This is a genomic window from Pseudarthrobacter sulfonivorans, from assembly GCF_001484605.1.
Taxonomy (GTDB): domain Bacteria; phylum Actinomycetota; class Actinomycetes; order Actinomycetales; family Micrococcaceae; genus Arthrobacter; species Arthrobacter sulfonivorans_A.
Window position 1 is genome coordinate 721,793 of record NZ_CP013747.1, and the last position, 23,876, is coordinate 745,668.

Below are 23,876 nucleotides of genomic sequence, written 5' to 3' on the forward strand. Positions count from 1 at the left end.
TCCGGGCCGTCATGGATTCACGTCAACTCTAATCGTGTGGAAGCCGGTGGCCCCGTCGGGAGCAACCGGTCGGCGTTCCTCCACCTGCGGCTCGCCGTTGAGGTCCGTGGCGCGGACCTGGACCTCGTACTGGCCGGGAGTCAGCTCGATGCCCAGCTGCCACTGGTACCACGTGTCAAGCGAAATCCCGGGCGCGAGGCGGGCTTCCTGCCACGGACCGCGGTTGACGCGGAGTTCCACCTTGCCGATCCCGGTGTGCTGGGCCCAGGCCACACCACCGAACATGACCGTTCCGGCCCCCACCCGCCGGCCGGTGCGGGGCACATCGATCCGCGAGGACGTTTTGATGGGGCCGCGGTCGGACCAGCCGCGCGGCGTCCAATAGCCGACGTCGTCCGCGAACCTGGTGACGCGGAGTTCAGTGAGCCATTTGGTCGCGGAAACGTAGCCGTAGAGGCCCGGCACGATCAACCGGACCGGGAAGCCGTGTTCCAGCGGCAACGGTTCGCCGTTCATCCCCACCGCAAGCAAGGCGTCGCGCTGATCAGTGAGGACCTCCAGCGGTGTGCCCGCCGTCCAGCCGTCGGAGCTCCGGGACAGCACCATGTCGGCGCCGGATTGCGGCCGGGCAAGGGCCAGGAGTTCCCGCACCGGCCAGCCGAGCCAGCGTGCATTGCCGATCAGGTCTCCACCCACTTCGTTGGAGACGCAGGCGATGGTCACATGACGTTCGATCAGCGGCTTGGCCAGCAGATCGGCCAGGTTCAGCTCAATCTCCTGTTCCACCATTCCCGTGACGCGGAGTACCCAGGATTCGGGGTCGAGGGACGGGACAATCAGGGCGGTGTCGATCCGGTAGAAGTCACGGTTCGGTGTGACCAGCGGCTGCATTCCGTCCAGGCCGACCTCGGCGCCGGCCGGGATGGCGGCCGCTCCGGAGACTGCGGCAGGCAGTTGCAGCTTTTCGCGGGCGATGCTGATGCCGGAGGCTGCACCTCGCCAGACCGCGGCCACAACCCCGCCAACGGCGGTGGCCCCGGCGCTCGCAGCCAAGACCTGCAGGAACGTGCGCCGCCCGGCTTGTGTCCTGGCGGGAAAGTGCGCCTCGGCGGCACCTGTCCCGGCGTCTGTCCCGGCTGCGCCGGCCGGGAGCCCTTCGTGGAGCCGGCGGATCAGCCAGCCCAGCAGGAGCGCACCGGACAGGGCTGCGGCCAGTGCCACTACAGCCGCGGCCGGGGTCATCTGGGCACGCGTGAGGACCGCACCAAGCCCGACGAGCCCAAAGACCGCAATCACCGCTGCACCGGCAAACCGCCTGCGCTGTTCCAGGATCCCGGCCAATGCCCCGACGGCTGCGATAACCAGCAGCATCCCGGCCACGAAGACCGCCTTGTCGGCGGTGCCGAACAGGGAGATGGCCCAGTCCTTCACCCCCGGCGGAACAGCATCGATCATGGCCCCGCCCACTGCCGTCAGCGGCGAGAGGGACGGACTGAACAGACCTGCCAGCAGCTCCCCTATGACGACGGCGGCGCCGGCGGCGACTGCCCCCGAGGCGGCAGCCCAGCGGCGGCGGCCTTGAGCGGCACCGTCGGTTCCCAAGCGCCCGGGAGAGGTGGCGCCGTCGTCGGCCGTTTCCTGCAGGGGCTGGGAGCTGTTCACCTCTCCAGCATAAGTTCGCCGGGCCCCGGCAGCGCCGGACTTCGCCACTGTTCGGAGGGACTTCCGGCTTTGGACCGGATCCCGGGCGTCATGGGCGTGATCCCGGGGGTAAACGTGGCGTAGCCTGAATTCATGAGTGTTCAGCTAGGCATGCCGCAACCCCGGGAAGGTACAGGGCCGGGCCTGCCGCCTGCCCGCCCAGCCGGCACGCCGGCCGGGCTGCTGGACCAGTACGGACGCCGGGCCACGGACATGAGGCTGTCGCTGACGGACAAGTGCAACCTGCGCTGTACCTATTGCATGCCGGCCGAGGGGCTTGAGTGGCTCTCGAAGCAGGCCGTGATGTCCGCCGAGGAGATCGTGCGGATCGTCCGAATCGGAGTGGACCTGCTCGGTGTCCGCGAACTGCGCCTGACCGGCGGTGAGCCACTGGTCCGGGCGGACCTGATAGACATCATTGCGGCCCTGCGCAGCAATCATCCGGACCTGCCCATCTCCATGACCACCAACGGCGTGGGCCTGGACAAAAAGGCTGCCGCGCTTAAGGCAGCGGGCCTGACCCGCATCAACGTCTCACTGGATTCGCTGCACGAAGAAACCTTCACCAAGCTGACCCGCCGCCCGTTCCTGGACCGCGTCCTGGCCGGCGTCGATGCCGCCTGGGCCGCGGGACTGGGCCCCGTCAAGCTCAACGCCGTGCTGATGCGGGGCATCAACGACACCGAGTCGCCGTCCCTGCTCGCGTGGGCGCTGGACCGCGGCTACGAACTGCGCTTCATCGAGCAGATGCCCCTTGACGCGGACCACGGCTGGACGCGGCGGAACATGATCACGGCGGCCGAGATCCGAGCCCTGCTCTCGCACGACTTTGTGCTGAGTCCCGATCTCCGCGCCCGCGACGGTGCCCCCGCGGAACGCTTTGAAGTACGACGCCGGGCGGCCGGGACCGCGGGGCCGGATGGTCCCGCGCTGGGTGCCGAGGGACTAGTGTCTGCCGCTGACATGCATCGGCCGAAAGGCGTGGAGGCGGCGCCGGAAGCCCACGGGCCGGTGCTCGGCACGGTGGGCATCATCGCGTCCGTCACGGAGCCGTTCTGCGCCGACTGCCGTCGCACACGGATCACCGCTGAAGGCAAGATCATGAGCTGCCTGTTCTCCCGTGAGGAGTTCGATCTCTTGGGTCTGCTGCGGGACGGCGCCAGTGACGAAGGCCTGGCCGAACGCTGGCAGGACGCCATGTGGGTCAAGCCAAAGGCCCACGGCATGGACCACACAGGTCTCGGCGCGGCGGACTTTGTCCAGCCGGACCGCAGCATGAGCGCCATCGGAGGCTGAATTCTTGAACGTACGTTACTTCGCTGCCGCACGCGCTGCCGCTGGGGTCGAAGAAGAGCTCTTCGTACTCCCTCGCGGGGCGACAGTGGCCGATTTGCTGGAAGCGGTCCTGGCTGTGGACCGAGCCGAGCCTGCTGCCGGCACTCCTCCCCTGCAACGTATCCTGTCCCGGAGCAGTTTCCTGCTCAACGAGGTGGCCGTCCGGGACCGCACGACTGTGTTAAATCCGGGCGACGTGGTTGACGTGCTGCCTCCTTTCGCCGGCGGGTAGGACACCCCACCGACAGCGCGAACGGACAGTTGAGGCCCGGTCTGAGGGCCAGAACCGCGCCCTCGCGCCGAAACGGCCGGGCTCTTAGTCGCGATAGCCGCCATGACGGCATCGTAGCCATTGAGTTATGCACATAGGCATTCAGCTTCGCCGTTATTGTCATACCCTCGCGGGATGATTTGGGTATGGATAGCAGAGCAGCTGTGGCGACGGCGGAGGCCCTTTCGGTGTCCTTCGCTGAGCTTGCTGTGGTGCTCCGGGGCGGGACCGAGTCCTCGGGATCCGGTGGTGCTGATCCGCTGCGCCGGGTGGCGGATGATTTCCTGGACGGGCTGGCCGAGATCTCACGACTGGACGCGAAAAGTGCCGCCCTGAAGGCCTGGCTGGCTACCGGCTACACCGCCGCTGCCGAGGCCTTGGCGGGCCCTGCAACGTCGCCCGAGGACCATACCGGGCAGGAGATGGCCGTTGTCGCGGAGGTCGCCTGTGCCCTGACGGTCAGCGAACGCAGTGCCGGCGCTCTGCTCGCCGAAGCCCACGCATTGACCACCGCCCTGCCGCTGACGTTCTCCGCGCTGCAGGCAGGGACGATTTCCTGGCAGCACGCCCGGATCATGGTCGACGAAACCGTGAACCTGGACCCTGCCGGCGCCCAAGCCCTCGAAGCGCATTTCCTGGACCCCGCCGCGCCGAACCCGGCGAGGAGTTGCCCGGCAGGTGAGCTCATCCCCGGGCGGTTCCGGCACAAGGCCCGGACCTGGCGGGAGCGCCATCACCCGATCAGCATCGAAAAACGCCACATCAAGAGCGCAGCCGATCGACGGGTGGAGTATGCCCCGGACCGCGACGGCATGGCCTGGCTCTCCGCGTACCTCCCCGCCGATCAGGCGGCAGGGATCTGGGACCGCACCACCACAGCCGCGAGAGCGCTCCAAGGACCTCATGAGGGCCGGACCCTCAGCCAGATCCGCGCAGACATCGCCGCGACCTGGCTCCTGAGCAACAACATCACCGGCGGCGGGACCGGTGGCATGCCGGCAATGTCCGGCGGTAAGGGCGAAACGGGCGGTACCGGCGAAGCCGGCGGTGCCGGCGGTGCCGGCGCAACGGGCATGGCAGTGGGTGGCGGTGTTCCCTCGCCGCGGGCGCAGGTGTTGATCACGGTCCCGGTGATGTCGCTGCTCGGCCTCACGGATGAATCGGCCATGCTCGATGGGTACGGCCCGATCCCGCCGTCCATTGCCCGCAGTCTGATTGCCGACGGTGCGGAGTCCTTCCACCGGGTCCTGATCGACCCCCGCGACGGAGCACCCCTGGAGATCGGCAGAACCAGCTACCGCGTGACGAAAGCCCAACGCCAATGGCTGCGGCTTCGCGACGGGAAATGCCCGTTCCCCGGTTGCAGCAACCACTCCCTCGACAACGAAGCCGACCACATCCTCGCCTGGGCCCACGGAGGATCCACCGGGATCTCAAATCTCGGCCAGCCCTGCCACAAACACCACAGACTAAGACACACCACAGCATGGAAACCCACCACCGCCACAAAGAACGAACCACCCGGCTGGATCTCACCCACCGGCCGCCACTACCAAAGCGAACACCCCGACTGGGAACCACCACGCTGGCCAGCAAACATCCCTATGCCCGCCACCGGCACCAACACCGGTTCGGTCTTGGACGTGGAACTCGGCATGGACCTGGACCTGGACCTGGACACAAGCCTGCCACCGGGACTGAGGTGAAGGCCCGTTCAGAGGTCAAGGCCGGTTCGGCTACTGGGCCGTTCCCATCGCCAGGGCCAACAACGTCGCGCGGCTATGGACGCCGCATGTATCGAAAATCTGCTTGAACTGATCCTGGACGGTGTAGGCCCCGATCCCCAAGGCGACAGCCATGGCGTTGGTGTCGGCGCCTCTGGCGGCAAGCTCAAACAATTCCCGCTGCCGTGTTGTCAGTCCGAAGCTCCGGGCGAACATATCAAGCCTCGCCGCTGGAGGGCAGGCCTGGATAGTCACGGCCAGTGGCGGAGTGGCCGCTGCGCCGGTGGAGTCCATCCGGCTGGCCTGGAGCAGGGCCCACTGGCCCGACCCTAGGTGCATACGGGCAGACGCAGGATGATCATCCACACCCGCCTCAAGCGCCAGCAACTGGGCAGCGACGTTGAGGACCTCGGCCGGTACGCGTTGAAAGGGACGCGGGCCAGGCTGAAGCAGTCCAAGCCACTCCTCGACAGAAGCAGTTCCACCCACAACCGCCATATCTGCATCCAGAGTCAGCACTGCCTGCTGAGGCAACTCCGGCCTCGGACCTCCGCCGATGGCTGACGCCCCCGCACGGACAGCCTCGTGTCCTACGGGGTCGTGTCCAACGGGGTCGCGTCCGACAGGCACCTCCATGACAAACTGCCGGGCTATCGAACGACGCAGGGCGGGCCTGACCTCACGCGTCACGGCAGCGATGTATCCCACTTCGTCGGCAGTAAAGGGACTTTCCTGCGCCGTTCGCCAGAGGTCAATCCAACCCCAGCAGCCGTGCTTGTCCGCCAGTACTGCGAACAGGACATCGGTCACTCCGTAACGCCTCATCAGCCCATCCCACACCAGGCTCCGTGATGGATCGCCGGCAGTTTCCCGCAGCAGCGTAGTCACCGGCGACGGGCTGATCGCCAACCGCGTCCACCGACCTGCAAGCGTCAGATACTTGAGCCGAATCAACAACGGCAGCTCGTCCGGGCACGGAATCCGGGCCATGGGCGACATGCCCGTCGCCGTCAGCGGATCTGAGAGCGGCCACACGAAAGCACTGAACGGAAGCACCCGGCCCAACTCAGCGAGCACGGCAGTGCGTAACGAGTGGTGATCCGGGGCGGAGTCGCCGATGAGCCGGATCCGTTCGAGGCTCCTGTTCCAGGGCCGGCCGGGGGTCATTCCCCCAGTATGCCCTCTGTGGACAGCGCTGGGGTTTTCTACCAAGACCCCAGATTTCTGGGATACCGGCCAAAGTGGCCAGCGGTTACCGTGACACTACGCGAAGCAGCCGACCGTGCGGCATTCCCAGCATAGGACCAATGCGTGGGCGAGCACGGAGGCAATCAAGTGCCATCAACAGCACGACAAACAAGCGATCAACTAAGGAGAATCAGCAATGTACACACTGCAAATCGAACATGGCATTAAGGACTTTGGCATGTGGAAAGAAGCCTTCGACCGGGATCCAGTGGACCGCGCGGCCTCCGGAGTCGTCGGCCACCGGATTTCCCAGCCTGTGGATGATTCCCACTACGTGGTGGTGGAACTCGATTTCAACGAACGCGGCCAGGCTGAGCAATTGCTGGCGAACCTGAAAAGTAGGGTGTGGAATTCGTCTTCCGCAGCGCCAGCCTTGAACGGCGCTCCGCGGACAAGGATTCTGGAATCAGCCGGCTGACGGTCCGAACTCTGCCAGGGCCCCAAGTGTCTGTGAGGATCCATTTCGCGCAGGGGCGGGGGCTTAACTGTCCTCTCGCGCCAACGTGCAGGGCCTCAAGTGTCCGTTCGCGCGGCAGGTGGGACGAAGGGGCGGGATGGGGTTAGACGCGGCGGCACTCGGAGGTCATGAACGGGACAAAGTCCTGCCCCTCGCCGAGCCGCAGCTCGGCCGTGTGGATCAGCACGTCACCGTCCACACGGAAGGTGTGGCGCGCAATCCCCCGGTCGCTGTGGCGCTCGACGCGCAGCACACCTTCCACCCACGTGCAGCGGGTCGGCGTTCCCGGCGGCAGGCCCATGCTGTCCACGTGGTACCAGAGGACGTCCTCGTGGTCGCGGTCGACGGTGAACACGCCGTGGCCTTCAAAGTGACTGCCGCCTGCCTCGGTATGCCGATAGCTCTGCACGACGGCGAACCCTCCCGCCGCGCGGGTGAAGCTGATTTCCGCGCCGGCCGTGCGTTCGGGCCCCCAGGATGATGCTGCAAGTCTGGTTGTGCCGCGCCAGTGCCCCAGGAAATTTTCCAGCACGGCGTGCACGGTGCCTGGTTGCGGAAGGATCATAGGTTTATTATGGCGGGCGCAGGCATCCCGGTCACAAGCCGGTCCCGGTCAGAGACCGAAAGTTTCGGTCTCCTCGAACGGGCCCACCACGGTGACAGTCCGGGGCGCGGCTGCCAGTTCCTTGGCAAGATCCTGCACCTCCTGCGCGGTGACGGACTTGATGAGACGCAGTGTCTCGTCGATGTCCTGGTATTCACCGGACACCAGTTCAGCGCGGCCCAGCCGGGACATGCGGGAACCCGTGTCCTCAAGTGCCAGGACAATTCCGCCGCACAGCTGGCCCACGGCCTTGCGCAGTTCGTCGTCGGAGATCCCGCCTTCGGCGAGCTTATCCAGTTCGAGCCCCAGCAGGTCCAGCACCTGGCGGACCTTGGACGGTGTGCACCCTGCGTACATCCCGAAGTAGCCGGCGTCCGCGTAGGAGGAGGCAAAGGAGTACGTGGAGTACACCAGGCCACGCTTTTCACGGATTTCCTGGAACAGCCGCGATGACATCCCGCCGCCCAGGACGGCGTTGAGGACGCTCATGACGTAGCGGCGCTCGTCCGTGGCCACAATCGTAGGGCAGCCCATGATGATGTTGGCCTGCTCCACCGCACGTTTGACCACGTGCAAGCCAGCCGTGCCGGTGATGTCGGCCCGCTCGGTGGAGCGGCGATCCACAGGGGCGGCGTCGGACTCAAGTGACCACCCGGCAGTGTGGAGTGCATCCACCACAAGGCGGCAGACGACGTCGTGCTCCAAACCTCCGGCGGCGGTGATCACCAGCTCATCCGGGCGGTAGTAGCGGCGGTAGTGCTCCCAGACGGAGTCGCGGGCGACGGCGCGGATCGCGGCGGGTGTGCCGCCGATGGGGCGGCCCAGCGGGTGGGTGCCCAGCACGGCAGCCACAAAGTTTTCATGCGCGACGTCCGTGGGGTCGTCGCTGTCCATGGCGATTTCCTCCAGGATGACGTCGCGCTCCTGCTCCATCTCGGCCGGGTCCAGGACCGCGCCGGTGATCATGTCGGCAATGACGTCGATGGCCATGGGCAGGTCCGTGTCCAGCACCCGTGCGAAGTAGCAGGTGCTCTCCTTGGCCGTGGCTGCGTTGGACTCCCCGCCCACTTCATCGAAAGCCGAGGCGATTTCCAGGGCTGTGCGACGCTTGGTTCCCTTGAACAGGAGGTGCTCCAGGAAGTGCGTGGAGCCGTGCTGGCCCGGTGCCTCATCGCGTGACCCGACGCCCACCCAGAAACCGATAGTTGCCGAGCGCTGGCCCGGCATCGCTTCGGTGAGCACCCGCACGCCGCCCGGCAGCACTGAACGGCGGACAACGGAGCCGCCGTCGGAGCCGTGGACCAGGGTGTCGCCGGGCCGGTTCTGCTCAAGCGGCAGGGGTACAACAGTCATTGAAGCCTTTCAGGAGCGGCAGCCGGATCTGGCTGCCATCGTAACAGCGGCGGGGCCGGTGGATCATCCACCGGCCCCGCCGATTCATGCTGTGTGAAGGAGGATGTTACTCCGCGTCAGTGGACTACTCCGCTTCGGCAGCGCCCTCTGCGGCGGAAGCGTGAACGCGCTCGGCTTCGCCGGCGCCTTCTTCTTCAGCCACTACGGGCGACAGGGACAGCTTTCCGCGGTCATCGATCTTGGTGATTTCAACCTGGATCTTCTGGCCCACGGAAACCACGTCATCAACATTATCCACGCGCTTGCCACTGGCCAGCTTCCGGAGCTCGGAGATGTGCAGCAGGCCGTCCTTGCCCGGGGTTAGGGAGATGAAGGCACCGAAGGTGGTGGTCTTGACGACCGTACCCAGGTAGCGCTCGCCGATTTCCGGAATCTGCGGGTTGGCGATGGCGTTGATGGCGGAGCGTGCTGCGTCAGCAGACGGACCGTTGGTGGCGCCAATGTAGACCGTGCCGTCGTCCTCGATGGAGATGTCGGCGCCGGTGTCTTCCTGGATCTGGTTGATCATCTTGCCCTTGGGCCCAATGACCTCGCCGATCTTGTCAACCGGGATCTTGACCGCGATGACGCGCGGCGCGAACTCGGAGAGCTCATCCGGGGTGTCGATCGCGGAGTTCAGGACGTCCAGGATGTGCAGGCGGGCTTCGCGGGCCTGCTTCAGCGCTGCTGCCAGCACGGAAGCGGGGATGCCGTCGAGCTTCGTGTCCAGCTGGATGGCCGTAACGAATTCGGCCGTGCCGGCAACCTTGAAGTCCATGTCGCCGAAAGCATCTTCGGCGCCGAGGATATCGGTCAGGGCTGCGTAACGGGTCTGGCCGTCAACCTGGTCGGATACCAGGCCCATGGCGATACCTGCAACAGCTGCCTTCAGCGGCACACCTGCATTGAGCAGGGACAGCGTCGAAGCGCAGACGGAACCCATCGACGTCGAACCGTTGGAGCTGAGAGCCTCAGACACCTGGCGGATCGCGTAGGGGAATTCCTCGCGGGACGGCAGCACCGGCATGATGGCGCGCTCGGCGAGGGCGCCGTGGCCGATTTCGCGGCGCTTGGGCGAACCCACGCGGCCGGTCTCGCCGGTGGAGTACGGCGGGAAGTTGTAGTTGTGCATGTAGCGCTTGCGCGTGACGGGCGACAGCGAATCGATCTGCTGTTCCATCTTGAGCATGTTCAGCGTGGTGACACCCATGATCTGGGTTTCGCCGCGCTCGAAGATTGCCGAGCCGTGCACGCGGGGCAGAACCTCAACCTCTGCGGTGAGCTGGCGGATGTCCGTCAGGCCACGGCCGTCGATGCGGATCTGGTCCTTGAGGATGCGCTGGCGCACAACCTGCTTGGTGACCGAGCGGAATGCTGCGGACAGCTCCTTGTCGCGGCCTTCGAACTGGCCGGCCAGGGAAGAAGTGACTTCGTCCTTGAGCGAATCCGTTGCAACATCGCGTTCCTGCTTGTCGGCGATCTGGAAGATAGCGGCCAGCTTCTCAGCGGCAGCGGACTCAACAGCGGCGTAGACGTCATCCTGGTAGTCCAGGAAGACCGGGAACTCGACGGTGGGCTTGGCAGCGCGTGCAGCCAGGTCCGCCTGGGCGTCGCAGAGTGCCTTGATGAACGGCTTGGCAGCCTCGAGACCCTCGGAGACAACCTCTTCGGTGGGAGCGGTGGCGCCCTGTTCCTTAATGAGGTTCCAGGAGTTGTCGGTTGCTTCGGCTTCGACCATCATGATGGCGACGTCGTCACCGGCAACACGGCCGGCTACAACCATGTTGAACACGGAGTTCTCGAGCTGGGAGTGCTTGGGGAAAGCAACCCACTGTGAACCGTGCTCGTCAGCGACGAGGGCAACGCGGACGCCGCCGATCGGGCCGGAGAACGGCAGGCCCGAGAGCTGGGTGGACATGGAGGAGGCGTTGATGGCCACCACGTCGTAGAGCTCGTCGGGGTTGATGGCCAGGACGGTCACCACGATCTGGACCTCGTTGCGCAGGCCCTTGACGAAGGCCGGACGCAGCGGGCGGTCCATGAGGCGGCAGGCCAGGATGGCCTCGGTGGACGGGCGGCCTTCACGGCGGAAGAACGAGCCCGGGATACGGCCGGCGGCGTACATGCGCTCTTCAACGTCAACCGTCAGCGGGAAGAAGTCGAAGCCTTCGCGCGGGTGCTTGCCCGCGGTGGTGGCGGACAGCAGTGCGGTGTCTTCGTCGATGTACACCATGGCTGCGCCGGCTGCCTGCTTGGCAAGACGGCCGGTTTCAAAGCGGATTACACGCTTGCCAAAGCGGCCATTGTCAATGACTGCTTCTGAGAACTGGATTTCGGGACCCTCCAAGAGAGTCACCTCCGTTTCTTGTTTCACGGAGTCCAGCCGCATCAACCCAGGCCAGCATCTGTCTACTGGCCTGCACTGCACCCGGTCATCGATCGAGACCCACGGGCCGAGGGCTTCATTCTTCGAAGCCGTTCCCGGGGATCACTACCGAGGACCGCGAATGCGTGATGCGGTTGATCCTCCTGTTTAGTTTTTCTTCTGAAGAAGGCGGCCCTTTCCGTCACGGAAGGGGCCGCCCCTTAAAGCTGACTAGCGGCGCAGGCCGAGACGCTCGATGAGCGCACGGTAGCGGGTGATGTCAGTGTTCTTGAGGTAGGTGAGCATACGCTTGCGACGACCAACCATGGCCAGCAGACCGCGCTGGGTGTGGTAATCGTGCTTGTGCACCTTCATGTGCTCAGTCAGATCCTTGATCCGCTGAGTCAGGACTGCAACCTGGACCTCCGGCGAACCGGTGTCGCCCTCGGACGTTGCGAAATCCTGGATGATGGACTGCTTTACAGCGGCGTCAAGTGCCACAATAACTCCTAGAGATGTGCCGTGAGGCCCGATTCAGTACTTCACTGCCGGGTCTGCCCGCGCGGGAATCCCCCGGAAACCAGGGAATTTCCACACATGGCAGGAACCAGCCGCCACGGACTGCAGCCGGATCCATCTGCTAGTTTACCGGCCTCGCCGCAATCTTGTCGAAACAGCCGCCGCCGTCAGCCGCGGCCGCCCCCAAAAAACCATCACCAAATGCCCGTGGCTCAGCGACGCAGCTGATCCCGGATGGCGGCCATCCCCCGGAACAGCTCCGCGAAGCTGGTACTCAAGGGCGACAGCCCCACGCGGATCCCGTGTGGTGCGCGGAAGTCCGGGATGACGTCCTGTTCCCACAGCGCCGCCGTCACGTTCCGGAACGCCGGATGATCCAGGGTGATGTGGCTCCCGCGAAGCTCCGGCTCACGCGGCGACGCCAGCTCCACGCCCGCCGGCTCCAGCCACGCCTCAAACAGCTGCACGGCGTAGGCCGTGAGTTTCAGGGACTTCTCCCGGATGGCAGCCATGCCGGCCTCTTCGATGAGGTCCAGGGTCCCGCGCATGGCCAACATCCCGAAGATGGCCGGAGTGCCGCTGAGGAAACTCCGGATACCGGGCGCGGGCTCGTAGCCTGCGGCCATCTCGAACGCGTCCTTGCGTCCCATCCAGCCCCAGATCGGCTGTTTCAGACCGGGCAGGTGCCTGCGATTGACGTAGGCGAACGCCGGCGAGCCCGGTCCCCCGTTGAGGTACTTGTAGGTGCAGCCCGCGGCGAAATCCACGTTTGCCCCGTCCAGCTCCAGCTCCACGGATCCGGCGGAGTGGCACAGGTCCCAGACCACCAGCGCCCCCGCGCTGTGTGCAACTTCCGTGATGCCCGGAAGGTCGGCCAGGAAGCCTGAGCGGTAGGCCACGTGGCTCAAAAGTACGACGGCGGTGGCCGGGCCGGTTGCGTGCCGCACCTGTTCGACGGTGACTCCGGACGCAGGATCAGCTTCGATCCACCGCAGGGTGAGTCCTTCCTCGCGGGCGATGCCCTCGACCAGGTAGCGGTCCGTGGGGAAGTTATCCGTGTCCAGGACGATCTCTGTGCGGACGGGGTCAGCCACGGTGGCCAGCGCGGCGCGGATCAGTTTGTAGAGCACCACCGTGGTTGAGTCGGCGATGACGGTCTGGCCCGGGGCTGCGCCGAGGACAGCGCGGCCCAGCTGATCGCCGATGGTCTGGGGCAGGTCCAGCCATTCCTCATCCCAGCCACGGATGAGCCGGCCGCCCCAGCCTTCCCCGATAAAGGTGCTGATGTCCTGTTGTGTCCGCTTCAGCGGGCGGCCCAGGGAATTGCCGTCGAGGTAGGAAAGGTCCGTGTCCGTCCCGATGAAGAGGCTGCGGTAGCGCGCCAACGGGTCGCCTGCATCCAGTTGCGCGGCCTGCTCAAGGAGAGCGCCGGCGTCGTGATTCTCCATGTTCGCGTCCATTGCGCTGCTCACTGGCCGATCTCCGTCCGTACCGCGAACAGTTCCGGGAAGAAGGTGAGCTCAAGGGCCTTTTGCAGGAAGGCAGCGCCGCTGGATCCCCCGGTTCCCGATTTCATCCCGATGGTCCGCTGGACGGTTCGCAGGTGCCGGAACCGCCAGAGCTGGAAATTATCCTCAAGGTCCACCAGTTCCTCGCACGCCTCGTAGGCACCCCAGTTAGCGGCGGCGTTTTCGTAGATGTGCTTGAACAGCGGCACCAGCTCAGGGCAGAACTCGTGGGCACGGGTGACGTCCCGCTCCAGGACGGACTGTGGCACGTCGAAGCCCTGCCGGGCCAGGTAGGCCAGGAACTCGTCGTAGATGCTGGGCGCCTTAAGCACGTCCTCCAGCATGGCGTGCGCGTCCGGGTCAGATTCGAAGACCGGCAGCATTTTTCGGTTTTTATTGCCGAGGATAAACTCCACGGCCCGGTATTGGCTGGACTGGAATCCGGAGGAGTTGCCCAGGAACCCGCGGAACTGGGAGTACTCCGTGGGCGTCAGCGTGGCCAGGACGGACCACTGCTCCGTCAGGGTTTTTTGGATGTGCTTGACCCGGGCGATGCCTTTGAGCGCGGAGCCGAGATCGTCTGCGCGCAGCCAGGCCGCGGCGCTGCGGAGCTCGTGCAGCACCAGCTTCAGCCACAGCTCGGTGGTCTGGTGCTGGATGATGAACAGCAGCTCGTCGTGGTGTTCGGGCGTGCTGACAGGTTGCTGTGCGCTGAGCAGGGTGGGCAACTGGAGGTAGGACGCGTAGCTCATCCGGGAACTGAAATCGCGGACTATGCCTTTGTCCAGTTTGCGGGTGTTCTTCTCGACGGCCACGGTGCTGCCTCTCTGGGTGTTCGGTGCGGGTGGGACCGGGTCAGCGCCGCACCAGGAGATCGTGGGCCTGAATAACGTCCAGACGCATCTGGTCAACAAGCGCCTCCGGCCCACGGTATGCCACCATGCCGCGGAGCCGGGCCACAAATTCGACCACTACTGTCTGGCCGTACAGATCGAAATCCTCCACGGCCTCGTGCGGACGGTCAATCACATGGGCTTCGACCTGGCGGCTGACGCCGTCGAACGTGGGATTGGACCCCACCGAGATGGCCGCCGGCCAGCGAGTGCCCGCCTGGTCCACCAGCCAGCCGGCGTAGATGCCGTCCGCCGGGATGAACCCGGTGGCCTCGTAGGCAAGGTTTGCCGTGGGGAACCCGAGTACGCGGCCGCGGGCAGCGCCGTGTACAACCTCGCCGCGCATACGGTGTGGTCGTCCCAGCACCGCGGCGGCGGTGGCGACGTCGCCCTCCTGCAATGCTTCACGCACCCAGGTGGAGGAACAGCGGCGGTCCGTGCCGCCGTCGTTATGCAGCGGGTAGCCTTCCGAGCCGAACTCGCTGATGACCTGGACGTCGAAGTCGAACTTTTCGCCCAGCTGCTTCATAGTGTCAAGGTCACCGGAGTTGCCGCGGCCGAACCGGGAATCGTGACCGATCACCACGTGGCTGGCGTGCAGGCTGTCCACCAGGACCTGGCCCACAAATTCCTCAGGGGTGAGGCTGGCCAGGTTCAGCGAGTACTTCATCACCAAAATGGCATCCAGGCCCAGCTCCCCTAATGCCACCAGTTTGTCCTGCAGGCCCATGATCATTTCGGGCGCGGACTCCGGACGGTGGATCAGGGCCGGGTGCGGGTCAAAGGTGACGGCAACGGCCTTCGTCCCGTTGAAGCGGGCCGAGCGGATGAGCTCGGAAAGCACTTGCTGGTGCCCGCGATGGACGCCGTCGAAGTTGCCAAAAGTGACAACGGAGGGACCAAAGTCCGCCGGGACCTCGGACGGATCGTTCCAGATGTAGACCATCACCCTCGCCTTTTACTGCCTAAAACTGACATCTCTCCGAACGCACCGGCGCCGGAACTCTCTAAGATTACCCGCATTCAGGACTGCTGCCGGACGGCGCCGGGCCAACTGGATGGCACGCGAGGACATGTCCGGGAGCCTTCCTGGTACCCGCTTGCCGGTACTCGCCGGTCCGCCGGAGAATAAGCCTCGGCCCGGGCCGACCGTTGGTGCGGTCTACTGCTGGTTCGGCCGGCGCCGGTACAGCCACACCAGTCCCAGGACAGGCAGCAGCAGCGGAATGAACGCGTACCCCCGGCCAAAAAGGGACCAGACGGTCTCATGCGGGAACGCCACAGAATCAAACACGCTCAACGCCCCCACCACCAGAACTCCGACGAGCTCCACCAGGACGGCGGCCAGCGAGATCTTGAACCAGGTGCGACCGGGCTTGGCCAGGGACACCGTTGCCACCACGTAGACCAGCGCCGCGAACGCGGAAAGCAGGTAGGCGAGCGGGGCTTCGGAGAACTTGGTCAGGATCTGGTAACCGGCGCGTGCGGTGGCCGAAATGGCAAACACTGCATAGACGGCGATGAGCAGGCGTCCGGGGCCGGTGTTCCGAGTGTCCTTGACGCCGGCCTTGGCACCTGCCTTGGCACGGTCGGCTTCGGAACGAGGTGCTTTCACGTTGCGTACTTCTTCCATTTCAGTACCAGATCTGGTTCATGCGGGCGGCCATCACCAAGGCCGTGACACCGACGGCGGCGAGGACAAAGTTGCTCCAGCGGGTCCGTTCCAGGATGGACCAGTACACGGCTGCCGGCGGCAGGAGCATCGCCGTGGCCAGGTATCCCCAGAATTCCCAGGCTTCCCCGGCAATCGGTTCGCCCGCGATCACCCGCACGATCGAACCCACCAGGTAAACCAGCAGTGCCAGCTCGACGGCGGCAACGGACAGGATGGTGAGATCGTTGGGGGCTTTTTTCAGGATGCCGGCGCCGAGGCAGATTCCGCTGGAGAGCAGGCCGACCACCATGATGATGTAGAAATAGGCGTCCATGCCTAAGCGTCCCCGCCCGCAGCATCTTCGGGCACAACATCTTCGGGCGCAGTTTTCCGGGGCGCAGTTTTTTCTGACGCACCGTTGCCCGGCGCGAATACCAGGACAGGCTTGGCAAAGTTTCCGGAGTCCGCCAGTAGCGCCACGAGGCTGCCGTCCGGCGCGAACGCCGCCGCGGGGTGCTCAGTGGTGGCAGCCGCGGGATCTCCTGCTTCCGATCCCGCTGCGATCCGGCGTCCGAAGGAAATCTCTGTGGCCTCCTCCGCTGTGAGTTCGCGGTTAGGCATCAGTGCCCGGGCAGCCTGGGACATCTCCAGGACATTCAGCTCCTCGGCCAGCTGTTCCAACGTCCGGGCCTGGTCCAGCGAGTACGGGCCAACGTGGGTCCGGCGGAGGGCGGTCAGGTGGCCGCCCACTCCCAGCCCGTCGCCGAGGTCACGGGCGAGGGCGCGGATATAGGTACCGGATGAGCACTCAACGGTGACATCAATGTCCACGACGTCGACGCCCGCTTCCCGGTTGATGGCGTGAACTTCGAAACGGTGGATAGTGACCGGGCGCGCCGCAAGCTTTACCTCTTCACCGGAGCGGACACGGGCGTAGGCGCGTTCACCGTTGACTTTAATGGCGCTGACGCTGCTGGGCACCTGCTGGATTTCACCCGTGAGGGCGGCGACGCCGTCGTGAATTGCTTCATCGGCGACGGCGGCGGCGCTGACGGCGGCAATCACGTCACCTTCGGCGTCGTCCGTGATGGTGGACTGGCCCAACCGGATGGTTGCCGTATACGTCTTGGACGTGCCCACGATGTAGGTCAGAAGCCGGGTGGCCTTGTTGATGCCGACCACCAGGACGCCGGTAGCCATGGGATCGAGCGTGCCGGCGTGCCCCACTTTCCGGGTCCCGGCGAGACGCCGCATCCGACCAACCACATCATGGCTGGTCCATCCCTGCGGTTTGTCCACTATCACCAGTCCAGAAAGCACGCTTCCCAGTATATCGGCGCTGGCCGCGGCCCTTGCCCACACGCCCTGCCCTCAGCCCCCCGCCCAGGTGCGCGGGTGGCGGCTAGGATGGCATCCATGCCTGAGCTTGCGGCGCACGCGCGCGACGTCCCCGTCAACCAGATCCGCGAAATCACCGAGGCCGCCTGGCATACTCCCGGGGCCATCGTGCTGAGCATCGGCGAGCCGGGCTTCGCGCTCCCCCGCCACATCCTGGAAGCCGGCATGGCGTGCCTCGACCGGGACGAAACGAATTACACCCCCAACGCCGGCATCCCGGCCCTCCGTGAAGCGTTCGCCACCCGGTTCCGTGAACGCGCCGGACTCAACACCAGCCTCGGTGCCGAGCGCGTCTACGTGGTGGACGGCGCTCAGCAGGGCCTGCACTTCGCCATGAGCCTCCTGCTCTCCCCCGGCGACGAGATCCTGATCCCGAACCCCGGCTACCCCACGTTCGCCATGACCAGCCGGCTCCTGAATGCCGTGCCGGTGGGCTACCCGCTGTATCCCGAGCATGACTTCCAGCCGCGGATCCAGGACATTGAAGCGCTCATCACGGACCGGACCCGGGTGCTCATCCTGAATTCACCGTCCAACCCGCTGGGCGCCGTCCTCGGCGCGGACCTGACCCGGCAACTTGTGGACCTGGCCCGCAAGCGCGATCTCTGGATCATTTCCGACGAATGCTACGAGGCCTTTACTTACGACGTACCCCACGTCAGCCCGGCCCGGTTCGACAGCGACGTGCCCGGCGAGGCGCGCGTGTTCACGTCGCTGACTCTCTCGAAGACGTACGGCCTCACCGGCCTGAGGATCGGCGCCCTGGTCTGTCCGCCGGGGCTGGAGCAGAAGATGAACAACGTGATGGAAGCGATTGTCTCCTGCGTTGCCTCGCCGTCGCAGTATGCAGCGCTCGCGGCTTTGACAGGCCCGCAGGACTACGTCCGTCACGCCCATGAGCACTACCGGGCCAACCGGGACGCGGCCTCAGCAGTGCTGGAGGCCAAGGGAATCCCGTACCTGAGTGCACAGGGAGCCTTCTATCTTTGGGCCAACGTCTCCCATGTCAGCGACGGGGACGTCCGCAGCTGGGCCCGCAGGTTCCTGGCCGATTCCGGCGTTGCGCTTGCGCCGGGAACTGCATTTGGCTCGATCGGCGAGGGCTGGGTGCGGATCGCGCTGTGCGGTACCCGCAACGACTTGGTGGAGGGTGTCGGCAGGCTGCCTAAAAACCAGGATTAATAACCCGGCACCTGGTTAGTAATCCTTGCGTTTCGTGTTGCGGCGCCACGCGTCAAACGGAGCGTCCGACGCCGGAATAGCGGTTTGGGCGACCGGCAGAAGTTCCGGACGCGTGCCGTTGAAATACTCGTAGAACACGGCGTCGTCGAAACCGGCCGCGGCTGCACCATGGCGGTCGGCCGCAAAATAGACGCGATCAATCCGCGCCCACAGCGCGGCTGACAGGCACAGCGGGCACGGCTCGCAGCTGGTGTAGAGCACGGCGCCGCTCAGGTCGAAGGTGGCGCCTGCGGCTGCCGCAGCGCGGATTGCCACCACTTCGGCATGCGCGGTGGGGTCGTTGTCCCGGGTGACCCGGTTAGTGCCTTCATGGACCCGCCCGTCCGGGGTCACTACCAGCGCACCGAACGGGCCGCCACCGTCGGAGACGTTCCGGACAGCCAGCTCAATGGCCTGTTCCAGGTATCGGGTGGCCTCGTGGTTGTCGCTCGCCTGCGTCATAACTAGATCCTAGCCATGACCCAGGATTTCCGGATCAAAATAGGGGGCACATTAGGGGGAAATGCCGTCGACGTCATTGCTTTCGCGGGACTAACCTAGCGCCGGGGGTAGTTCGGATCGCTTTGACTTGGTCTCAGGCCAGGCCCCGGCGACGGGGTGCACGTCAACTCCGGAGGATCCAATGAACAAGAAGTTTCCGATCGTCGCGTGCCTGGCAGCAGCGGCGATGATCATCCCCGTCGCACCCGCCACGGCTACGCAGAAACCGTCCGGACCCGAAACCCTGGCGGAGCACCTGATGACGCCGTTGAGCCTGGCCTTGGGTCCTGGCAAGAGCGTCCTCGTCACGCAGAACTTTGCGGGCACGCTGGACCGCGTCGAGGATGACGGGCAAACGACCAACGTTTACACGAATGCGGGCTGGGACGTTGGCGGTGTTGAGACACGGGGTACCACCACGTTTTTCGTCGAAAGCGTCGGGGGAGGCGGCGGAGATCCCACAGCGCTGGCCGGCTATTTGAAGTCAATCGACAGGCGCGGGGAGGTCAGGACGATTGTGGACCTCGCGACCTACGAGCGTCAGAACAACCCGGACGGATTCCAGGACTACGGCTTCGGGTCTGACGTGACCGACGAGTGCCTGGCCCAAATTACGGCGCCGTTCCCGCCGGCACAATACTCCGGGGCGGTCGACTCACACCCCTATGCCACAGCGGTTCACGGCAATACCGTCTTCGTGGCCGACGCCGGGATGAATGCCATCCTTAAGGTCAACGCCGCCACCGGGGAGACCACCACCCTGGCGGTCCTGCCCCCGCGTCCGGCGGAAGCCACTGCAGAGGCTGCCGCGGCTGCTGGCTTCCCGTCCTGCGTTGTCGGACACAACTACGCATTTGAACCGGTGCCCACCGATGTGGAGATCGGCCCCGACGGCTGGCTGTATGTCTCGTCGCTCCCCGGCGGTCCCGAGGATCCTTCCCTGGGCCACCGCGGTGCCATCTTCCGGGTCAATCCATGGACCGGGGCGATCCACCTGTGGGCCGATGAGATCCTGAGCCCCACCGGCATCGCCGTGTCGCGCACCGGAGACGTTTACGCCGCTTCGATGTTCGGCAATGAGATCGTCAGGATCGACGCCTGGACCCGTGAACAGTCACAGTTCCTGGCCGTCGATGGTCCTGCCGCGGTGGAGCTGAGAGGGAAAACCCTCTATGCCACAGCCGGCTTCAGCTTCGCTGACCTCACCGCGGGAACGGTCCTGAAGGCCAGTATCCGGTAGGAAACGCAGGGAACATCCCGCAAACGAAAAAGACCCGGACCCCAACTTCGGGTCCGGGCCTTCTTCGCGTGAAGCTATTTGTTGGCGTCTTCGTCGAGGTCTTCGTCGTCGGTGAGGTCAATATCCTCTTCGTCGAAGTCGTCCTCGTCGATCTCCACATCGGCGGGAATGTCGCTCTTGTACGGATCGGCGTCGCCGGCGTGCTTGGCATTTTCGGCCAGCGCAGCCACCTCGGCGTCGCGCTTCTTGGCGGCCCGGAGCAGGTCCTCCAGGTTCGAGGCAACGACGGGGATCTGGTCCGCCACAAATTCCAGCGTCGGCGTCAGGCGGACAGTCACGTTGCGCCCCACCTCCTGGCGGAGCACACCCTTGGCCTTCTCCAGGCCCTTGGCAGCATCGGCCTGCACAGCCTGGTCGCCGAAAACGGTGTAGTAGATCGTGGCATGCTGCAGATCATTGGTCACCCGGGCATCGGTAACAGTAATACCCTCCAGCCGAGGATCCTTAACCTTCCGGCCCAAGGCCTCAGCAACAACAACCTTAATCCGCTGCGCCAACTTGGCAGCCCGTGCGGGATCAGCCATTTCCACTCCTAAAAAATTTGGGATGTACGACGGCGCGTTAGCGGCTTGCGTACACACGTTTGGTTGGTTGCCACGCGCCTAAGGCGAGTCTACGACGGACTCCCGTTGGGTTTTTCCGGCGGCCTGGGAGTGGCATCGGGCCTGCCGAAGCTGGGCGGCAAGGGATCGCAGATCCTATGCCGCCCAGCGTAGGGGCGGGGCCGCCGGAAAAAATCCGACGCCCCCGACCCGTCAAGCAACGAACCTTTAGACGCGCGGCTTTTCGCGCATCTCGAAGGTCTCGATGATGTCGCCCTCGGTGATGTCGTTGAACGAACCAAGACCGATACCACACTCGAAGTCCGTGCGGACCTCAGTGGCGTCGTCCTTGAAGCGCTTGAGCGTCTCAACGGTGAGGTTCTCACCGATGATCTTGCCGTCGCGGCTGATGCGGGCCTTCGTGTTGCGTCGGATGATGCCCGAGCGAACGATGGAACCGGCGATGTTTCCGAACTTGGAAGAGCGGAAGACTTCGCGGACCTCGGCGGTGCCCAGCTGGACCTCTTCGTACTCCGGCTTGAGCATGCCCTTGAGGGCCATCTCGATGTCATCGATTGCTGCGTAGATGACGGAGTAGAAGCGCATGTCCACGCCTTCGCGGTCTGCCAGTTCGGCAACCCGCTCGGCAGGCTTGACGTTGAAGCCGATGATAACGGCGCTGTCGACCGTTGCCAGGTTGACGTCGTTCTGCGTGATAGCACCAACGCCGCGGTGGATGACGCGCAGCTGCACGCCTTCGCCGACGTCGATCTTGAGCAGCGCGTCTTCGAGGGCTTCCACGGCACCGGACACGTCACCCTTGAGGATGAGGTTGAGGGTGTCGATCTTGCCGTCGGCAACGGCCTGATCGAAGTCTTCCAGGCTGATGCGCTTGCGGCGCTTGGCGAGGGCGGCGTTGCGGTCGGCTGCTTCACGCTTCTCGGCGATCTGGCGGGCGGTGCGCTCGTCAGCGGTCACAAAGAAGGTGTCGCCGGCGCGCGGCACGTTGGACAGACCCAGAACCTGCACGGGGCGGGACGGGCCGGCCTCGGTCAGGACACTGCCGTCGTCGTCGAACATGGCGCGGACGCGGCCGTGAGCCGTACCGGCCACGATCGTGTCACCGACACGCAGGGTGCCGGACTGCACCAGGACGGTGGCCACGGAACCGCGGCCCTTGTCCAGGTTGGCCTCGATCGCGATACCGCGGGCGTCCTTGTTCGGGTTGGCGCGCATGTCCAGGGCAGCGTCCGCGGTGAGCAGGACAGCCTCGAGCAGCTCGTCAATGTTGAGGTTCTGGCGGGCAGAGACCTCCACGAACATGGTGTCGCCACCGTATTCTTCGGGAACCAGGCCGTACTCGGTCAGCTGGCCGCGGACCTTCTCCGGGTTGGCGCCTTCCTTGTCGATCTTGTTCACAGCCACCACGATCGGCACATTTGCTGCCTGCGCGTGGTTGAGTGCCTCAACGGTCTGCGGCATTACGCCGTCGTCCGCTGCGACCACCAGGATGGCGATGTCGGTGACCTTCGCACCACGGGCACGCATGGCGGTGAACGCCTCGTGGCCCGGAGTATCGATGAAGGTGATCTTACGATCGATGTCTTCGTGGGTGTGCGTGACCTGGTAAGCACCGATGTGCTGCGTGATGCCGCCGTGTTCGCCCGCCATAACGTCGGACTTGCGGATGGCATCGAGCAGGCGGGTTTTACCGTGGTCAACGTGGCCCATAACGGTGACAACCGGAGGACGTGCCTCGAGGTCTTCGTCGCCTTCGGCTTCGAGTTCTGCTTCGAAGTCGATGTCGAAGCCGGAGAGCAGCTCGCGCTCCTCATCCTCCGGCGACACAACCTGGAGCTTGTAGCCAAGCTCCTCGCCGAGCAGTGCGAAGGTCTCTTCATCCAGCGACTGCGTGGCCGTGGCCATTTCGCCGAGGTGGAAGAGGACCGTCACCAGTGCTGCGGGGTTTGCCTCGATCTTGTCGGCGAAGTCCGTAATGGACGAGCCACGGCGAAGCCGGACTACGGTGTTGCCGTCGCCGCGGGGTACGCTCACGCCACCCAGCGACGGGGCACTCATCTGCTCGAGTTCCTGGCGCTTGGCACGCTTCGATTTGCGCTGCTTGCCGCGGCCTGCGCCGCCCTTACCGAAAGCACCCTGGGTGCCACCGCGACCGCGGCCACCCTTGCCGAAGCCACCGCCGGCCGGAGCGCCGCCACCGGCACCCGGTGCGCCACCGGTGCCTGGAGCGCCACCCGGACGTCCGGGACCACGGGCGCCGCCACCGGGACGGCCTGCACCAGCGGGTGCGGGACGCTCAGTGCGGTTGGGCATCATGCCCGGAGTAGGACGGTTTCCACCGGCACCTGCCGGACGGGGACCGCCGGCGCCTGCTGCGGGACGCGGACCACCCGGACGGGGGCCACCGGCACCGGCTGCGGGACGCGGACCACCCGGACGGGGACCACCGGCACCGGCCGCGGGACGCGGACCACCCGGACGGTCGCCGTCGGGACGGCTTCCACCCGCGCGGGGCATGCCCTGCGAAGGAGCGAACGGGTTGTTACCCGGACGGGGAGCACGCTCTCCGTCGCCACCGCGGCCGCGGGGCATGCCCTGGGACGTGGCGAACGGGTTGTTACCCGGACGGGGACCGCCGGGACGCGGTGCAGAGCCGCCCTGCGAACCACCCTGTGTTGATCCGCCAGAGCGGGTCGGCGCGGCCGGGGCTTCAGCCTTCGGTGCCGGACGGGCACCAGGCTTGGCGCCGGTGGACGGTGCGCTTGCGGCCGGGGCTGACGCAACCGGTGCTGCGGCAGGTGCTGCCGGAGCTGCGGAAACGGCAACGGGTGCAGCCGGAGCCGCAGCAGCTGGTGCTGCCGGGGCTGAGGGAGCTGCGGGGCCCGGAGCAGGTGCTGCGGGTCGTGTGTCGGCCGACGGGGCAGGCGCCTTGGGCGCGGCTGCCGGAGCTGCGGTCTTGGCAGCTGCGTCGGGGTAGGCGTTGCGGAGTTTCCGCACCACCGGGGCCTCAATGGTTGAAGAGGCGGAGCGAACGAATTCGCCCAGTTCCTGCAGTTTGGTTACTGCATCTTTGGAAGTAATACCGAGCTCTTTAGCAAGCTCGTGTACGCGGACCTTGGCCACATTTCTCCTGTCTCGGTCCGCACCGAGCCAGGCACGAACCGTCTACTTCTTACTGCGGGCCCCAGCCGCGGTTGCAACTACAGGGCCCATTGCAGAGCG

Annotated in this window: 21 protein-coding genes; 6 read left to right on the top strand and 15 right to left on the bottom strand. The window is 65.5% G+C overall.

Annotated elements, in window-relative coordinates:
• Positions 1-9: 9 nt before the first annotated feature.
• Positions 10-1,662: a molybdopterin-dependent oxidoreductase gene (locus tag AU252_RS03185; RefSeq protein ID WP_083510241.1), complete on the bottom strand. Its 1,653-nt coding sequence runs from the start codon at positions 1,660-1,662 to the stop codon at positions 10-12.
• Between the two features lie 132 nt (positions 1,663-1,794).
• Here AU252_RS03185 and AU252_RS03190 point away from each other — a divergent pair, with 132 nt between their 5' ends.
• From AU252_RS03190 to AU252_RS03200, 3 genes are all read left to right on the top strand, one after another.
• Positions 1,795-2,997, top strand: a complete 1,203-nt coding sequence (locus tag AU252_RS03190) for a GTP 3',8-cyclase MoaA (protein ID WP_205630627.1) — start codon at positions 1,795-1,797, stop codon at positions 2,995-2,997.
• A 4-nt stretch (positions 2,998-3,001) separates the two neighbouring features.
• A complete protein-coding gene (locus AU252_RS03195; RefSeq protein ID WP_058929484.1) occupies positions 3,002-3,268 on the top strand; it encodes a MoaD/ThiS family protein in 267 nt (88 codons plus the stop codon).
• 185 nt (positions 3,269-3,453) lie between these two features.
• A complete protein-coding gene (locus AU252_RS03200) occupies positions 3,454-5,013 on the top strand; it encodes an HNH endonuclease signature motif containing protein (protein WP_083510242.1) in 1,560 nt (519 codons plus the stop codon).
• Between the two features lie 30 nt (positions 5,014-5,043).
• Here AU252_RS03200 and AU252_RS03205 read toward each other — a convergent pair whose 3' ends face one another.
• Complete coding sequence (locus AU252_RS03205; protein ID WP_058929486.1) at positions 5,044-6,198, bottom strand: helix-turn-helix transcriptional regulator; 1,155 nt, start codon at positions 6,196-6,198, stop codon at positions 5,044-5,046.
• Between the two features lie 217 nt (positions 6,199-6,415).
• Here AU252_RS03205 and AU252_RS03210 point away from each other — a divergent pair, with 217 nt between their 5' ends.
• Positions 6,416-6,697, top strand: a complete 282-nt coding sequence (locus tag AU252_RS03210) for a hypothetical protein (protein WP_058929487.1) — start codon at positions 6,416-6,418, stop codon at positions 6,695-6,697.
• A gap of 142 nt (positions 6,698-6,839) precedes the next feature.
• Here AU252_RS03210 and AU252_RS03215 read toward each other — a convergent pair whose 3' ends face one another.
• The 10 genes from AU252_RS03215 to truB all read right to left on the bottom strand — a co-directional run bounded on the left by AU252_RS03215 (position 6,840) and on the right by truB (position 16,991).
• Positions 6,840-7,301, bottom strand: a complete 462-nt coding sequence (locus AU252_RS03215; RefSeq protein ID WP_058929488.1) for a DUF1579 family protein — start codon at positions 7,299-7,301, stop codon at positions 6,840-6,842.
• A gap of 48 nt (positions 7,302-7,349) precedes the next feature.
• Positions 7,350-8,693: a M16 family metallopeptidase gene (locus tag AU252_RS03220; protein ID WP_058929489.1), complete on the bottom strand. Its 1,344-nt coding sequence runs from the start codon at positions 8,691-8,693 to the stop codon at positions 7,350-7,352.
• Positions 8,694-8,817: 124 nt separating this feature from the next.
• A complete protein-coding gene (locus AU252_RS03225; RefSeq protein WP_058932717.1) occupies positions 8,818-11,079 on the bottom strand; it encodes a polyribonucleotide nucleotidyltransferase in 2,262 nt (753 codons plus the stop codon).
• A 249-nt stretch (positions 11,080-11,328) separates the two neighbouring features.
• Entirely contained in the window at positions 11,329-11,598 is a 270-nt protein-coding gene (gene rpsO / locus AU252_RS03230) for a 30S ribosomal protein S15 (protein WP_056348417.1), read from the bottom strand.
• Between the two features lie 230 nt (positions 11,599-11,828).
• The gene (gene kynU, locus AU252_RS03235) at positions 11,829-13,076 is read right to left on the bottom strand and encodes a kynureninase (RefSeq protein ID WP_058932718.1); all 1,248 of its coding nucleotides are present in this window, start codon (positions 13,074-13,076) and stop codon (positions 11,829-11,831) included.
• 8 nt (positions 13,077-13,084) lie between these two features.
• Complete coding sequence (gene kynA / locus AU252_RS03240; RefSeq protein ID WP_058929490.1) at positions 13,085-13,939, bottom strand: tryptophan 2,3-dioxygenase; 855 nt, start codon at positions 13,937-13,939, stop codon at positions 13,085-13,087.
• Positions 13,940-13,979: 40 nt separating this feature from the next.
• Entirely contained in the window at positions 13,980-14,963 is a 984-nt protein-coding gene (locus tag AU252_RS03245) for a bifunctional riboflavin kinase/FAD synthetase (protein ID WP_058929491.1), read from the bottom strand.
• A 216-nt stretch (positions 14,964-15,179) separates the two neighbouring features.
• A complete protein-coding gene (locus AU252_RS03250) occupies positions 15,180-15,650 on the bottom strand; it encodes a hypothetical protein (RefSeq protein ID WP_058929492.1) in 471 nt (156 codons plus the stop codon).
• A gap of 1 nt (position 15,651) precedes the next feature.
• Positions 15,652-16,005, bottom strand: a complete 354-nt coding sequence (locus tag AU252_RS03255; protein WP_058929493.1) for a hypothetical protein — start codon at positions 16,003-16,005, stop codon at positions 15,652-15,654.
• Positions 16,006-16,007: 2 nt separating this feature from the next.
• Positions 16,008-16,991, bottom strand: a complete 984-nt coding sequence (truB, locus tag AU252_RS03260) for a tRNA pseudouridine(55) synthase TruB (RefSeq protein WP_083510243.1) — start codon at positions 16,989-16,991, stop codon at positions 16,008-16,010.
• Positions 16,992-17,087: 96 nt separating this feature from the next.
• On the opposite strand from truB, the gene AU252_RS03265 reads away from it, so the two are divergent.
• Complete coding sequence (locus AU252_RS03265) at positions 17,088-18,251, top strand: pyridoxal phosphate-dependent aminotransferase (RefSeq protein WP_205630628.1); 1,164 nt, start codon at positions 17,088-17,090, stop codon at positions 18,249-18,251.
• A gap of 15 nt (positions 18,252-18,266) precedes the next feature.
• Here the strand turns inward: AU252_RS03265 and AU252_RS03270 are convergent, their stop codons facing one another.
• On the bottom strand, positions 18,267-18,752 hold the full coding sequence (locus AU252_RS03270; protein WP_058929495.1) for a nucleoside deaminase: 486 nt from the start codon (positions 18,750-18,752) through the stop codon (positions 18,267-18,269).
• A 181-nt stretch (positions 18,753-18,933) separates the two neighbouring features.
• Between AU252_RS03270 and AU252_RS03275 the strand changes: the two genes are divergently transcribed.
• A complete protein-coding gene (locus AU252_RS03275) occupies positions 18,934-20,031 on the top strand; it encodes a ScyD/ScyE family protein (protein ID WP_058929496.1) in 1,098 nt (365 codons plus the stop codon).
• A gap of 74 nt (positions 20,032-20,105) precedes the next feature.
• Here the strand turns inward: AU252_RS03275 and rbfA are convergent, their stop codons facing one another.
• On the bottom strand, positions 20,106-20,615 hold the full coding sequence (rbfA, locus tag AU252_RS03280; protein ID WP_058929497.1) for a 30S ribosome-binding factor RbfA: 510 nt from the start codon (positions 20,613-20,615) through the stop codon (positions 20,106-20,108).
• A gap of 246 nt (positions 20,616-20,861) precedes the next feature.
• The gene (gene infB / locus AU252_RS03285) at positions 20,862-23,777 is read right to left on the bottom strand and encodes a translation initiation factor IF-2 (RefSeq protein ID WP_058929498.1); all 2,916 of its coding nucleotides are present in this window, start codon (positions 23,775-23,777) and stop codon (positions 20,862-20,864) included.
• Positions 23,778-23,876: the final 99 nt, after the last annotated feature.

What these genes read in the sequence shown, in the direction of transcription:
- AU252_RS03190 (WP_205630627.1), top strand. Translation starts at nt 1,795, where the DNA reads ATGAGTGTTCAGCTAGGCATGCCGCAACCCCGGGAAGGTACAGGGCCG.
- AU252_RS03200 (WP_083510242.1), top strand. Translation starts at nt 3,454, where the DNA reads ATGGATAGCAGAGCAGCTGTGGCGACGGCGGAGGCCCTTTCGGTGTCC.
- AU252_RS03205 (WP_058929486.1), bottom strand. Translation starts at nt 6,198, where the DNA reads ATGACCCCCGGCCGGCCCTGGAACAGGAGCCTCGAACGGATCCGGCTC.
- AU252_RS03210 (WP_058929487.1), top strand. Translation starts at nt 6,416, where the DNA reads ATGTACACACTGCAAATCGAACATGGCATTAAGGACTTTGGCATGTGG.
- AU252_RS03215 (WP_058929488.1), bottom strand. Translation starts at nt 7,301, where the DNA reads ATGATCCTTCCGCAACCAGGCACCGTGCACGCCGTGCTGGAAAATTTC.
- AU252_RS03220 (WP_058929489.1), bottom strand. Translation starts at nt 8,693, where the DNA reads ATGACTGTTGTACCCCTGCCGCTTGAGCAGAACCGGCCCGGCGACACC.
- kynU (WP_058932718.1), bottom strand. Translation starts at nt 13,076, where the DNA reads ATGGACGCGAACATGGAGAATCACGACGCCGGCGCTCTCCTTGAGCAG.
- AU252_RS03245 (WP_058929491.1), bottom strand. Translation starts at nt 14,963, where the DNA reads ATGGTCTACATCTGGAACGATCCGTCCGAGGTCCCGGCGGACTTTGGT.
- AU252_RS03250 (WP_058929492.1), bottom strand. Translation starts at nt 15,650, where the DNA reads ATGGAAGAAGTACGCAACGTGAAAGCACCTCGTTCCGAAGCCGACCGT.
- AU252_RS03255 (WP_058929493.1), bottom strand. Translation starts at nt 16,005, where the DNA reads ATGGACGCCTATTTCTACATCATCATGGTGGTCGGCCTGCTCTCCAGC.
- AU252_RS03265 (WP_205630628.1), top strand. Translation starts at nt 17,088, where the DNA reads ATGCCTGAGCTTGCGGCGCACGCGCGCGACGTCCCCGTCAACCAGATC.
- AU252_RS03270 (WP_058929495.1), bottom strand. Translation starts at nt 18,752, where the DNA reads ATGACGCAGGCGAGCGACAACCACGAGGCCACCCGATACCTGGAACAG.
- AU252_RS03275 (WP_058929496.1), top strand. Translation starts at nt 18,934, where the DNA reads ATGAACAAGAAGTTTCCGATCGTCGCGTGCCTGGCAGCAGCGGCGATG.
- rbfA (WP_058929497.1), bottom strand. Translation starts at nt 20,615, where the DNA reads ATGGCTGATCCCGCACGGGCTGCCAAGTTGGCGCAGCGGATTAAGGTT.